General features: G+C 64.0%; 8 protein-coding genes and 1 pseudogene. 4 read left to right on the top strand and 5 right to left on the bottom strand.

Translation table 11 applies throughout. From position 1 onward, the window contains the following. Nucleotides 1-159 precede the first annotated feature (159 nt). A complete protein-coding gene (locus ACNQS7_RS01020) occupies nucleotides 160-1,074 on the bottom strand; it encodes an alpha/beta fold hydrolase (protein WP_082658380.1) in 915 nt (304 codons plus the stop codon). Between the two features lie 310 nt (nucleotides 1,075-1,384). On the opposite strand from ACNQS7_RS01020, the pseudogene ACNQS7_RS01025 reads away from it, so the two are divergent. Beyond that, a pseudogene (locus ACNQS7_RS01025) lies at nucleotides 1,385-2,061 on the top strand (DUF1275 family protein). Between the two features lie 124 nt (nucleotides 2,062-2,185). On the opposite strand, the gene ACNQS7_RS01030 reads toward ACNQS7_RS01025, so the two are convergent. Further along, a complete protein-coding gene (locus ACNQS7_RS01030; RefSeq protein WP_133450232.1) occupies nucleotides 2,186-3,763 on the bottom strand; it encodes a PPE family protein in 1,578 nt (525 codons plus the stop codon). A gap of 337 nt (nucleotides 3,764-4,100) precedes the next feature. On the opposite strand from ACNQS7_RS01030, the gene pstS reads away from it, so the two are divergent. Continuing rightward, nucleotides 4,101-5,183: a phosphate ABC transporter substrate-binding protein PstS gene (gene pstS, locus ACNQS7_RS01035; RefSeq protein ID WP_133450233.1), complete on the top strand. Its 1,083-nt coding sequence runs from the start codon at nucleotides 4,101-4,103 to the stop codon at nucleotides 5,181-5,183. An 18-nt stretch (nucleotides 5,184-5,201) separates the two neighbouring features. Further along, nucleotides 5,202-7,184, top strand: a complete 1,983-nt coding sequence (locus ACNQS7_RS01040) for a serine/threonine-protein kinase PknD (RefSeq protein WP_133450216.1) — start codon at nucleotides 5,202-5,204, stop codon at nucleotides 7,182-7,184. A 137-nt stretch (nucleotides 7,185-7,321) separates the two neighbouring features. Here ACNQS7_RS01040 and ACNQS7_RS01045 read toward each other — a convergent pair whose 3' ends face one another. Then, nucleotides 7,322-7,915, bottom strand: a complete 594-nt coding sequence (locus tag ACNQS7_RS01045; protein WP_306237986.1) for a DUF305 domain-containing protein — start codon at nucleotides 7,913-7,915, stop codon at nucleotides 7,322-7,324. Nucleotides 7,916-8,199: 284 nt separating this feature from the next. On the opposite strand from ACNQS7_RS01045, the gene ACNQS7_RS01050 reads away from it, so the two are divergent. Beyond that, nucleotides 8,200-8,865, top strand: a complete 666-nt coding sequence (locus ACNQS7_RS01050; protein ID WP_065135598.1) for a class I SAM-dependent methyltransferase — start codon at nucleotides 8,200-8,202, stop codon at nucleotides 8,863-8,865. A gap of 429 nt (nucleotides 8,866-9,294) precedes the next feature. On the opposite strand, the gene ACNQS7_RS01055 is transcribed toward ACNQS7_RS01050, so the two are convergent. Together ACNQS7_RS01055 and ACNQS7_RS01060 are read right to left on the bottom strand one after the other, a co-directional pair. Then, a complete protein-coding gene (locus ACNQS7_RS01055; RefSeq protein ID WP_083271075.1) occupies nucleotides 9,295-10,545 on the bottom strand; it encodes a threonine synthase in 1,251 nt (416 codons plus the stop codon). Nucleotides 10,546-10,577: 32 nt separating this feature from the next. Further along, entirely contained in the window at nucleotides 10,578-12,830 is a 2,253-nt protein-coding gene (locus tag ACNQS7_RS01060; protein ID WP_133450217.1) for a heavy metal translocating P-type ATPase, read from the bottom strand. Between the last annotated feature and the right edge of the window lie 23 nt (nucleotides 12,831-12,853).

The raw sequence follows: 12,853 nt of genomic DNA on the forward strand, positions 1-12,853 counted from the left end.
TCGCTTCTGACGGCGCGAGATTCCCCGGCGGGGCCGGACCCACGCGTGCCACCGCAGAAAGCGACGCCTTGAACAAGCTGCGCGGCAGGAAGATTGTCGACTCGGCGCGCAGCTAAGGCTCAGCGTCGAGCCGCGGATACCGCCCTTGACAATCCGAAGCTAGGCAACGCTCAGCACATCACGGATGGCCGCGACAACTACATCGGGCCGTTCGACAGGCAGCCACGAGTGGCTCGTTCCGTCAGCGAACACAAGTTCGCCTCTGGGAAAACGCTTGACCAGTGCACGATTGGACGCATCCATCTTGGCATACGTAGCGCGCCACCGGGTTCGCGACCGCGGCACAATCACCCGCACCGGCACATCCGGCAGTGATGCGCGTTCGAGTTCTCGCTTCACTTCGCGCAAATAGCTCGTATGACGCGGCACAAGCCGTGCCGTCTGCAATGCCGCCCAAGGATGATTATCGACATAACGGTAGAACCAGCCCAATCTCGGCTTCGAGATATCCTTCGGCGCCATCCGCCGCAACACGCGCCGGCCCAAGCTGGTCCTGGGAACCCTCAGCAGCTGGGCGATCCCGAGGAGGAAAAGTCCTGCGGCAGCCAGGGTCATCCCTACCAACTCGACAAGTCGTGATTCGGTTACCGGCGCAGAGGGATCAAGCAAGACCAACCCGGCTACTTCTTGTGGATGTCGTAAAGCGAACATCTGCGCGACCAATCCACCCGACGACCACCCCACGATCACTACCGGCGCAGCGCAACGCACTTGATGGATTACGGAGTCAAGGTCATCAGCCATTTCGGCCACGCTGCGCCGAGGTGGACCATCCGCGTCACCACTACCAAGACGGTCGTAGGTTACGACAGTGGCAAAGGACGCGACCCACTGTTCCAACACGCCGCCGAAGGAGTCCGTCGTTCCTTCACCTGCCCCACCGGCTTCAAGGAGGACCGTAGGCCCCTGACCAAGCAGACGTGCGCGAGTGACTCGCTCACCCAGATGGACCCGGGTGGCGGCTTGCGTCGGCAATCTAAGTTCCCTCTCGTGGTGGACACCGCTGGTCGTCATTGCCGCCCACACGCGGAATAATGGAAGACGATTGGAGTCAGTCTAGCGCGGCTGCTGTCGAGGGCCGTACCATCACAGAGTGAACAATTTCTGCGGCTCTGCGTGGCGCGTCTGAAATAGGTTCAGGTACAGCGCATTTACTCGTGTTGGGGGTGCGAATTTTGCGGCTGAGGCACTGGCGGTGGATATCGCTGTCCCGTTGCTGCTTTAACACGAGATGGGCTGGCGTCAGCGACGTCAACTGCGGGCTGTCCACACCGTTCTGCGAACACGGCCTGCGCACTTCACACGATCACGCCCGCCGGTTTCGCTGCCAAACGCAGCATTGCTACCGGATACACCCAGACCAGCAACGCTACGGAAACTCACAGCGTTAACGACAAAGATCGGCCAGCACACCACCAACCCATTGCTGCATCCGGTAACCATGATCGCGGCGATCGTGGTCGATTTCTCGGGGGCGTCATGGTTTCCGGCGTGCTGTTGGCTCCCACGCACTGTCATACAGGCCCTCGCCACGCCGCGGTCCTGATCGGCGAGGCAGCGCTACTGATTGCCACTGCTAGTATCGAACACCCGTTGATCCGGGCGCCGCTGGCTGCCGCGGCGTGCGGCCTGCAGAATGGGATGATTTCTGGGCTTCCTGAAATGCCCATCCGCACAACGCACTTCACCGGCACCACCACTGACTTAGGGCTTCTCGTAGCCCTTAGTCGCCGCCACGGATTGGATTATTGGAAAGCAGCGATCCTCAACACAACGGTGCTGCTGTTCGTCGGCGGCGCCGTCGCCGGAGTGGTGGTGGGCGGTCGCATCGGCGACCGGGCGCTCACCCCGGCCGCGGTCGCGTGCCTCGCTTTCGCGGCGGCCAACGCATTGCATCACTGCAGGTGTCGCGAGCGGTTGACAACAGCACACCAACCTCCGCCCCCGCTGCCCGGACACGCGCGGAGCGCAGCAGAGCCGAAGAACACAATCAGCCGGTGACTCCTGCCGAGCTGCGGCGGGGTTCGCCAAATCGCTTGGGGCGCTCGTCCGCTCGAGCATGTCAGTCCGCACCTGGGCACGGGAGGCAAAAGGATCTGCGAACGGGTCGACGGCCCGTCAGCACTCAGCTGGCACCGGCCTCGTCCCCGCGCCAAGTGCCCGGAATCATCGGCAGTTTCGGCCCGCTACCGAACTCGTCTTCCTCCAGCCTGGCCATGCCTCCCGCCGCAATAGCCGCTTCCCTGCTCGCTGTGCCGGCAAATCCCAAAGTTCCGGCGCCTTGTTCGGAAAACACGGCTGACGGCGTCGATTCCCCACCCGCTGGCGCGCCCCAGTCCGGTTCGACGTCGACGTTCATGTTCATGAACTCATCGTTGTGGTCGTGCAGCCCCGCACGCCGACGTCGACGTGTCCGCGAACGCGCAGCCGCCCCGGCTGCAGCCGCAGCGACATCGGGCTCCGGCGCCTTCTTCTTCGCGGCAGCGCTGGCACTGGTCCTCATGCCCGATCCGTGCCCGATGCCGGGGCCACCACCGACCAGAAACGGAAAGCCTGGTCCCGTAATTGCCGAAGCTGGAGGCGGTGTGGGGCCTGCGCTGGCAATGGAGCTGGTAGCAGGCGCAGGAGTGGGGGCCGGAGCCGGAGCAGTGGGAGCGACTGACGCTACCGGTGCCATCCCGACCGCGGGTGATACCGACGCTGGCGGTGACCCGGGCAGCGCCACGACGGCGGGGACCGCCGGTGGCTGGACAGCGGCGAGGCCCGACAGTCCTGCTAAGCCGATGGCCGCCCCCACATTCGAGGCGGCGGCACCGAACGCGAAAGCAAGCAACTGCGGTGACTGAATCAAGGCTTGGAAGAGTTGCGGTATGTGCTCTGGGTAGTCGACGAAAATGAGATAGGAATAAGACTGAAACGCCTCTTGCGGATTTGTAAGCAGTTCTTGGATAAACGTTTCAAAATCTTTCGGGAATTCGATGGCACGGGCCACCCACCAGTATGGGTCAGCGGCATTGGTGTAGTCCTCGAAAGGAAGTCCGTTGAGGGTGCCTTCGGTGACATTCCAATCCACCCGACCGCCGGAGATGTTACGTAAGAAATCGGCAACGACGTAGTCGATCACGGTGGGTTCGCCGGCGTGCGTCTCCACACCGGTGCCCGCGCTGGACTGTGTCTCCTGGACTATCTCCGGGGCTGTTCCGGTTGGCGAAGTGGACGCCAGGGCCGCATCCGAGACGGTTTGGTAGGTAGCCATGGTGCTGGCCGCCTGGATCCACATTCGGACGTAGTCGGCTTCATTGAGCGCGATCGGGATGGTATTCATCCCGAAGAAGTTTGTGGCAACCAGCGTTCCGTGAATGACGTGGTTGGCGGCTAGTTCTGGGAGCGTCGGCATCGCTGCCAGCGCTGCTTCGTATGCGGCGGCTACAATTTCCTGCTGCGCCGCGGCCCGCGCGGCGGTTGTGCCTGCGCGCGTCAGCCACGCCAGGTAAGGGATGTGGGCGGCCACATACTGCTCGACGCTCGGACCTTCCCAAACTCCCGCTTGCACCGCAACGAGCAAAGCCATGAGTTCGTCAGCAACGTCCGCGTACTCGGCACTCAGCGACGACCATGCCGTGGCGGCAGACAGCAATGAGCCTGCCCCGGAGCCAGCGCTGAGCAGGGTTGAGTGGACCTCGGGTGGTGACGCCATCCACATCGTGGCCAATGTGCACACTCCTTCGCCCGACTGGCTTCGGAGCTTAGTGAACCTGACAATCATTTTCAACAGGTGGAAGTGTGCTTCCTTAGGCATATTCGCAGCCGTCAGGTCCCGGCCTGTTCAGCGGTGCGTCGGTAGCCTCGGATGGTCAGCTCCGTCAGTCCTGAGTGGCGTCCAACGTTGCTGTATCGGTAACTGCTCCAAGGTGGATCTTGATGAGCCATAAGTCAAATCAGTCGACGGCGACCGCTTCCCCCGGGGGGATGGCAAAGTATATGTGGTGGTCCCTTTATCCCGTCAGAGGAGTTCTGTGACATTTTGTCGAACCGACGTGATGGGCCTGCTGCTTGTTGGCGCGCTGTTAATATCGGGATGCGGTGGCAGCAACAGTACCTCCGCTCCCTCCGCGGGGCCGTCGGCGAAAGTCGACTGTGGTGGGAAACCGGAACTCAACGCCAGCGGCGCGACCGCACAAGCGAACGCGATACAACAATTCGTCAATGCCTACGCCCACGCGTGCCCTGGTTACACGCTGGACTACGAGGCTAACGGCTCGGGCGCCGGCGTCGAGCAGTTCATCAAGGGCGAAACGGATCTGGCCGGGTCCGGTGTGCCGTTGGACCCGGCCAAAGGCGAAACCAACAAGGCGGCGGCACGGTGCGCGTCCCCCGCCTGGCAGCTGCCGGCATTGTTTCAGCCGATCGCGGTCACTTATCACATCAACGGGGTGAGTTCGCTGAAGCTGGACGCACTCACACTGGCCAAGATTTTCAACGGCACCGTCACCAGGTGGGACGACCCGGCGGTCAGGGCGCTCAACGCAGGCACCAGCCTGCCCTCGTCGCCCATCCGGGTCATTTTCCGCAATGACGACTCCGGTAACTCGGCCAACTTCCAGCAATACCTCAATGCCGCATCCGACGGCGCCTGGGGCAGAGGCGACGGCGAGACGTTTGAAGGGGGCGTCGGTACCGGCGCCGACGGAGACAATGGGGTGACGGCGGCCCTGCAGACTACCGACGGATCGATCACCTACACTGCCTGGTCATTCGCGCTGGGCAAACAACTGAACATCGCCCAGATCATCACCTCAGCAGGTTCAGATCCCGTGTCTATCACACCCGAGACAGTCGCCAAGACGATCGCGGGAGCCAGAGTTGTGGGTCAGGGCAATGATTTGGTGTTGGATACGTCATCGTTCGCCAAGCCGACGCAGCCCGGCGCGTACCCGATTGTAGAGCCAACGTATGAAATCGTCTGTTCGAAGTATCCGGAGTCCGCCACGGGCAGAGCCGTCAGGGCGTTTATGCAGGCGATTATAGGTCCGGGGCAAGACGGCTTGGCGCAGTATGGATCCATCACACCGCCGAACTGGCTCCAGGCGAGGCTGGCGACAGCGGTCAACGCTATCTCTTGATCAACATGAAGGAGTTTGATGGCAGGCGTCAGTGAGTCCGGGCCGAGGGCAGGCTCGCTTGTCGGGCCGTATCGGCTGATGCGGCTACTGGGTCGTGGCGGAATGGGCGAGGTCTACGAGGCCGAGGACACCCGCAAACACCGAGTGGTGGCGCTGAAGTTGATCTCGGAGCAATTCTCTGCCGACCCGGTGTTTCGCGAGCGGATGCAGCGCGAGGCGGACGCCGCGGGACGGCTGACCGAACCGCATGTGGTGCCGATCCACGATTACGGCGAGATCGACGGGCAGCTGTACCTGGACATGCGGCTGATAGACGGTATTTCTTTGCGCCGCATGTTGACGGCCTATGGTCCGCTGACACCGGCGCGAGCAGTGGCCATCGTGCGGCAGGTCGCCGCCGCGCTGGACGCCGCACACGCCAGCGGGGTTACCCACCGCGACGTCAAACCGGAAAACATCATTATCGGCGTCGACGACTTCGCCTACCTGGTCGACTTCGGCATTGCCCGTGCCGCAACCGATCCGGGGCTGACCCACACCGGAATGGCGCTGGGAACTTATAACTACATGGCCCCGGAGCGATTCGCCGGCGACAGAGTTGACTTCCGGGCCGACATCTATTCGCTGGCATGTGTGTTGGCCGAGTGCTTGACCGGGTCACCTCCTTACCCCGGCAGCAGCATCGAGAGGGTGATCGGCGCGCATCTGATGGAGCCCGCTCCGCGGCCCAGCCAACTGCGGCCCGGCTTAGTTCCGCCGGGTCTCGACCAGGTGATCGCCACAGGAATGGCCAAGAACCCCGAGGAACGCTTCCGCAGCGCCGGTGAACTGGCCGCCGCCGCCCACGCCGCACTGACCACAGCCGAGCAGAACCAGGCGGCCGCGATTGCGCAGCGCGGCGAGCGAACGATCTCATCGACCGGTGCCGGCCCAGCCGCCGCCGACTCTGTCACACAGGCCAGGCCCTGGTCAGCGATGTCAAGTTCGCCCGCGACCCAGAGCGGGTGGACACCGTCACCCGCCGACACCTCCAGCTGGCGCAGCCGCCCGAACGTCCCACCCTTCGTCAGCCCTACCGGCCCACCGGACCCGGCCCCCACATCTGGGGCACGGGCGAAGCCTCGACGCAAACGCATGTGGGTCCCCATCGGCGCCACCGCACTAGTGGTGATCATCGGCGTCATCGTCGTCGTCGGACATCTACTCAAGCCGAAACCGCAACCGGCGGCATCGGCGCCCGGACAGACAATAGTGCCGATGACCGGGCTCGGCTTTCCCTTTTCGCCGGGCGGGGTCGCCCTGGACAATACCGGCAGCGTGTATGTCACCAGCCAAGGCATGTACGGGCGCGTCGTGAAGTTGGCTGACGGGTCGTCCACCCCGACGGTACTGCCGTTCACCGGCCTCTACCAACCGCAGGGGCTGGCAGTAGACGCCAACGGCACCGTGTACGTCGCCGACTTCAATAACAGGGTGGTCAAGCTGGCAGCCGGATCCAACACCCAAACCGTGATGCCTTTTACCGGCCTCGCGTACCCGCAGGGCGTGGGGGTCGATGCTACCGGCAATATCTATGTCGCAGACCGCGGCAACAACCGAGTGGTGAAGCTTGATGCCAAATCCAACACTCAGGCTGATCTGCCGTTCACCGGCCTAAACCATCCAGATGGTGTCGCCGTAGACCTTTCGGGCAGCGTTTATGTCACCGACTCGGACAATGACAGGGTGCTGAAGCTCAACCCCGGGTCGAGCACTCCGACGGAGTTGCCCTTCACCGGACTTGCCGTGCCCTCGGGTATCGCGGTAGACACCGCCGGCGCCGTCTACGTCACCGACCACGAGACCGGCAAGGTGGCCAAGCTGGACACCGGATCGAGCGCCCCGACAACGCTGCCGTTCACCGGCGGCCATCCCGTGGGCGTGGCGGTCGACGCCTCCCGCAAGAAGGTGTTCGTCGCCGACAACGGCAACGGCAGACTGGTGCAGCTGGCAGCGGGATAGCCGGCAGGGTTTCCGCTATCCGCTGCATGGCCGAAGTTGGCCGGTCCAGTGCGAACCGGTCCAGTGGAAACTGCTTTTGGCGAATCCTTGAGCCGGCGCCACGAAGTGAGTAAACGCCGCAATCACAACAACGCTCGCTACAGCGAGCCCAGAATCGCCTGCATTGTCGTGATCTCCTTCTGCTGGGTGTCGACGATCGACTGCGCCATCGCAGTAGCAGCAGAATACTGACCGGACTTGATTTCGTGCTGCGCCATGCTGATTGCGCCCTGATGATGCTGGATCATCTGGTTGAGGAACAACTTGCTGGCGGCGACACCTTGCGCGTCTCGCAGGGCTTGCATGTCTTGCTCGGACATCATTCCGTCCGTCCCACCCATCCCGGGCATGCCGGGCGTTCCGCTTTGACTCGGCATCCCGGGCATGCCGGGCGTTCCGCTGTGGCTCGGCATGCCGGGCATGCCGCTGTGGCTCGGCATTCCGGGCATCCCGCTCTGACTCGGCATCCCGGGCATCCCGGGCATCGACGACGAGGGGGACATGCCACCCGGGGTCGTCGGCTGTCCCCACTGGTTGAGCCACGTTTGCAGCTGCTGAATTTCTGGCCCCTGCGCCGACTTGATCTGGTTGGCCAGGTCGATCACGCGAGGATCGATACCCTGCTTTCCGAGAATGATGTCGCTCATCTGGATCGCTTGCTGATGGTGGGCAATCATGTGCTGGGCGAACATGACGTCTTGATCGTTGTGCGCCTGCGAACCCGCTGGCGAACTCGAGACACTCGACGACCCGGCCGTCGTGGCACTGGATCCGGCCTGGTTGCCGGAGCTGCCGCATGCGGTGAGGGTCAGTAGCCCCACGACCGCAGCTGTAGCTGCGGAGGCGGTCATCGATCGTTGCACCATCAGGATGACTTCCTTTCGATAATCAAGAGAGCAGAGTCGTTTTCAACATACCTATACGGGTACACGGTAGCAGGCACGGGCAGGCGGCCCCCGCGGCGAAGGAGGTTTCAATGCAATCAGGTACCGAAACTGCGCGTCGGCGCGGTCCCCGTTCCGAGGGTATTTCGCCAAGGGCCTACGAGGCGTTGTCAGAGGTCTGGTATTTCGGCCAGCGCGCCCGTATTTGGGACCGTCTCGTCGTATCGTCCGGCGCGCGGCCGGGTCAAAGAGTACTCGAACTTGGTTGCGGCACAGGATATTTTGCTCGCCGAATCGCCCCAGTGGTGGGTCCTTCGGGAGTGGTGGTGGGAATCGATCCGTCACTGCCGTCCCTAGCCTATGCCGCGGCACATTCCCCGCCGCACTGCACGTTTTATCCAGCGCAAGCTCAGAATCTGCCCTTCGCCGATGCGTCCTTCGACGTCGTTGCGTCAAGTCTGACCTTCCATCACATTGCGCCTGACCATCGTCTCGTGGCGATACGCGAGGCGCTTCGGGTGTTGCGGCCGGGCGGACGGGCGTGCATCGCTGATGTCTGTCCGCCGCGGATTCGACTTCTCGAGCGCGTTGTCAGCGCGGCGCACGGTCGAGCGGAGATGCACGACATCTTCGACAGACTTCGCGCGATGATGGCCGAGGCGGGCTTTACCACCATGGCAACCGGTCGCGTCTCGCGACTGTGCTACATCACGGCCGAACGGCCGCACGATCTGACCGCCGCCTTCGCAGACGTCTGAACGTTGGTACGGGCTCGTGGGTCGGTGCTCGACGGTGAGGGCGAAAGTGTCTTCAGCCTCCGCCGCCGCCGGAACCGGTACAACCAAGGCCTGCAACGGGGTTGAAAGAGTCGTGGCGCCAATTGCCATCCCAGTTCGGGTCGCACACGGGGTTGGCATGGGGCCCAGAGCAACACGCATCAGTTGGGGACGGTGCAGGTTTTGCCTCAGCGTTGACCGCGCCAACCTAGTCACCCCGCGCCCAAGGTCGCTGTGTTGCAACGGTAACCGCGGCAGTCGCCATCTCTGGCTTCATACCCAGGCGCTACCCGGAAAGTGGCCCGCCAAACATCGGCGCGGCTCCAAAGGGGCCTGACCGGTTGTGGCACCGTGATAATTCCCAACCGGAGGCCCCGTAACCGCGCCGACGCGGCCGTGCGGATCGGCGCGTCACGGGCACATGCCGGCCGGTAGCGCCGCCTCAAGGGCTGTCAAGGTCGGCGCCAGGACCGGCAATTCGGGCAGGTGGCCGGCCGTGGAGCCCGGATCTTTCAGTCCGGTCGACGTCGACAGCAAGACGACGCTCTCGTCAGCATCGATCCAACGTCGAGAAGCGAGCTGCCGAGCGGCAAGTACCGCCAACACGGAGGCGCCCTCTGCGTAGATGCCCTCGCCGGACGCCAACTCGAGCTGCATACGGACAATCGCGTCATCGCTTGGTTCTGCCACGGCGGTACCGTTGGTGGCCCGGATCGCCTCCACGCCTTGATAGGTGGCCACCCGCGCAGCGACCGAGAACGCGAGTGACTGCCGAGTGGGCACCGTCGGCTGACGTCCCGGTGGGGCTTGGAGCCCCTGCGCGTAGGCGCCAAACGGATCGACCGCGACCAGCCTGGGCATGCGGGTTGTCAGGCCGAGACCGATCAGGTCGGCAAAACCCCGGCGGATTCCGGATAACGCGTCCCCGTAGGCGGTCGGGACGACGACCACGTCGGGCGCTTCCCCGAGTTGTCCCCACAGCTCGTAGGCGATCGTCTTGTATCCCTCGACCCCGAACGGGTTGGAACCGATCGGCGGAGTCACTGCCCCGGATATCGCAGTCCAACCGAACGCCTCGACCGCTTGACGCAGTACCGACCACCGGTCCGGGCCTTTCTCGTACGCGACGAGGCAGGCGCCGTAGCCTCGAATGAGAATGCTCATCTCGCGCGGTATCGATGACAATGTGAGGACCACGCACCGAAGCCCTGCCGCGGCTGCGTAGGCGGCCACTGCCGCGCCGTGGTTTCCCGTCGATGAGACGATGACCGTCGATGCTGCCGACGCCGCCGCCTTTGTGACGGCCGCCGCCGCCAGCCTGTCCTTGAACGACCACGTCGGATTTCGAGATTCGTCTTTGAGCATGAGCCTATTTAGGCCAAGCCGAGGCCCCAGCCGATTCAACGGAATGACGGGCGTCTGACCTTCGCCCAAGGTCACCGGAGCGTCCTCTGGCGCCAGCGGCAGCAACTCGCGGTATCCGAAGATTCCTGACTGGGATGCCTTCCATGGCAGAGGGCCCGGATTGATCGCGTAGACGGGGGTTAGATTCACCCCGATACCTTCGCGTGCGCATCGCGGACACCCGAAGGAGGCTCGATCTTCCGGCGCCTCTTCGCCACAGCGGGGACACCGGAGCGATCCGAGATACCGTGCGCTCATATCGGGGGGCTCCCGCTCGGTGGCAGCTTTGGCTATGCGTGCGGTTTGAAGGTGCGCAGCCGGAGGCTGTTGGTGAGCACGAATACTGAGGAGAACGCCATCGCCGCACCCGCCAACATGGGGTTGAGCAGGCCCGCGGCTGCCAGCGGCAGTGCGGCGATGTTGTAGGCGAACGCCCAGAACAGGTTGCCCTTGATCGTCGCCAACGTCTTACGCGAGAGCTCAATGGCGGCGGGCACCGCGCGCAGATCACCGCGAACCAGTGTCAGATCGCTGGCCTCGATCGCGACGTCGGTACCGGTCCCCATCGCAAGCCCCAGATCGGCCTGCGCCAGGGCCGCGGCGTCGTTGACACCGTCACCGACCATGGCCACCACCTTGCCCTGGGCCTGCAACCGTCGCACCACCTCCACCTTGTCTCGGGGCAGCACGTCGGCGATGACCTGGTCGATGCCCACCTGCCCAGCGACGGCACGGGCTGCGGCTGCGTTGTCGCCCGTCAGCATGATCGGGGTCAATCCCAGCGCACGCAGCCGCTCGACGGCCTCGACCGACGTCGGCTTCACCGCATCGGCGACCACCAGGATTCCCCTGGCCGTGTCATCCCAGCTGACCACGACCGCGGTCTTGCCTTCGGACTCGGCCTGACCCAGCGACCCGGTGAGGCTGTCCGGTAGCTGCTGGCAGCGATCCGCCAGCAGTTGCCGGCCCACTGTCATGGCGTGACCGTCGACGATGCCCTGCACGCCCAACCCTTCCCGGTTGGCGAAACCCTCGACGGGGGGCAGCTGACCGACTTTGTCACGAGCTGCCTTCGCGATCGCGCGGCCGATCGGGTGCTCGGAGGAGTCCTCCAGCGCGCCCGCCAACCGCAGCACCTCGGCGGGCTGCTCATCGGGTGCAGCGATGACATCCAGCAGGGCCATGTTGCCGGTGGTGACGGTGCCGGTCTTGTCGAGCACGATGGTGTCGATTCGCCGCGTGGACTCCAGCACTTCGGGTCCCTTGATCAAGATCCCGAGTTGTGCCCCACGGCCGGTGCCGACCATCAAGGCGGTCGGTGTGGCAAGACCCAGGGCACACGGGCACGCGATGATCAGCACCGCCACCGCCGCAGTGAAAGCGGCGGCAACCGATCCGGTTGCCGCGATCCAGAACCCGAGTGTCGCCAATGACAGCGCGATCACGATCGGCACGAAAATTCCCGAGATCCGATCGGCCAACCGCTGCGCCTGCGCTTTGCCCGATTGCGCCTCTTCGACCAGCCGCGCCATTTGCGCCAACTGGGTATCCGACCCGATCCGGTTGGCGCGCACCACGATTCGCCCGCCAACATTGACGGTGGCGCCCACTACCTGATCTCCGGGGCCGACTTCAACCGGCACCGACTCACCAGTGAGCATAGAGGCATCCACCGCCGAGGAGCCCTCGATAACCAGGCCATCGGTAGCCACCTTCTCGCCAGGGCGTACCACGAATTCGTCACCGATGGCGAGTTGCTCAATCGGAATGCGGTGCTCGACACCGTCTTTGCGCACCGCGACCACCCTGGCGCCGAGTTCGAGCAGCGCCCGCAGCGCCGCACCGGCCCGCCGCTTGGACCGGACCTCAAAGAACCGGCCGGCGAGAATGAAGGTGGTGACGCCTGCGGCCGCCTCCAGATAAATGTTGCTGGTGCCATCGGTACGGGAGATTGTCAGCTCGAATTGGTGCCTCATGCCCGCCATCCCGGCGGTGCCCCAGAACAACGCATACACCGACCAACCCAATGCGGCGATCGTCCCCATCGAGATCAGCGTGTCCATGGTGGCGGTGTGGTGCCGCAGGTTCACCCACGCGGCCCTATGAAATGGAAGCCCACCCCACACCACCACCGGCGCGGCCAGCGTCAACGAGAGCCACTGCCAATTGGCGAACTGCAGGGCGGGCACCATGGCCATCGCAAGCACCGGCACGGTCAACACCAGTGAAACCAGTAGTCGTTGCCTGATCGCCGCCGCCGGATCGGTCGCTGCGCCCGGCACGGCAGACTCGTCGTTCGTGGCCGGTGAACCCTGGCTGGGCGGTTGGGCGGTATAGCCCGCCTGCTCCACCGTCATCACCAGCTGATCGGGTGCGACGTTGCCAACGTAGTCAACGCTGGCCCTCTCGGTGGCATAGTTGACCGAGGCGCTGACGCCGTCGATCTTGTTGAGCTTCTTCTCAATTCGGGCGGCGCACGAAGCACACGTCATCCCACCGATCCGCAGCTCAAGATGCCGGGCGGTTTCCGTGGCGGAATCCATGCTCTGTTTCCTTCAGTCCAATC

The sequence above is a fragment of the Mycobacterium sp. 23 genome (assembly GCF_048287075.1).
Classification (GTDB): domain Bacteria; phylum Actinomycetota; class Actinomycetes; order Mycobacteriales; family Mycobacteriaceae; genus Mycobacterium; species Mycobacterium gordonae_B.

Coding starts and splice junctions, on each gene's coding strand:
- ACNQS7_RS01055 (WP_083271075.1), bottom strand. CDS start 10,545: ATGAGCGCACGGTATCTCGGATCGCTCCGGTGTCCCCGCTGTGGCGAA.
- ACNQS7_RS01050 (WP_065135598.1), top strand. CDS start 8,200: ATGCAATCAGGTACCGAAACTGCGCGTCGGCGCGGTCCCCGTTCCGAG.
- ACNQS7_RS01045 (WP_306237986.1), bottom strand. CDS start 7,915: ATGTTCGCCCAGCACATGATTGCCCACCATCAGCAAGCGATCCAGATG.
- pstS (WP_133450233.1), top strand. CDS start 4,101: ATGGGCCTGCTGCTTGTTGGCGCGCTGTTAATATCGGGATGCGGTGGC.
- ACNQS7_RS01040 (WP_133450216.1), top strand. CDS start 5,202: ATGGCAGGCGTCAGTGAGTCCGGGCCGAGGGCAGGCTCGCTTGTCGGG.
- ACNQS7_RS01030 (WP_133450232.1), bottom strand. CDS start 3,763: ATGTGGATGGCGTCACCACCCGAGGTCCACTCAACCCTGCTCAGCGCT.
- ACNQS7_RS01020 (WP_082658380.1), bottom strand. CDS start 1,074: ATGACGACCAGCGGTGTCCACCACGAGAGGGAACTTAGATTGCCGACG.
- ACNQS7_RS01060 (WP_133450217.1), bottom strand. CDS start 12,830: ATGGATTCCGCCACGGAAACCGCCCGGCATCTTGAGCTGCGGATCGGT.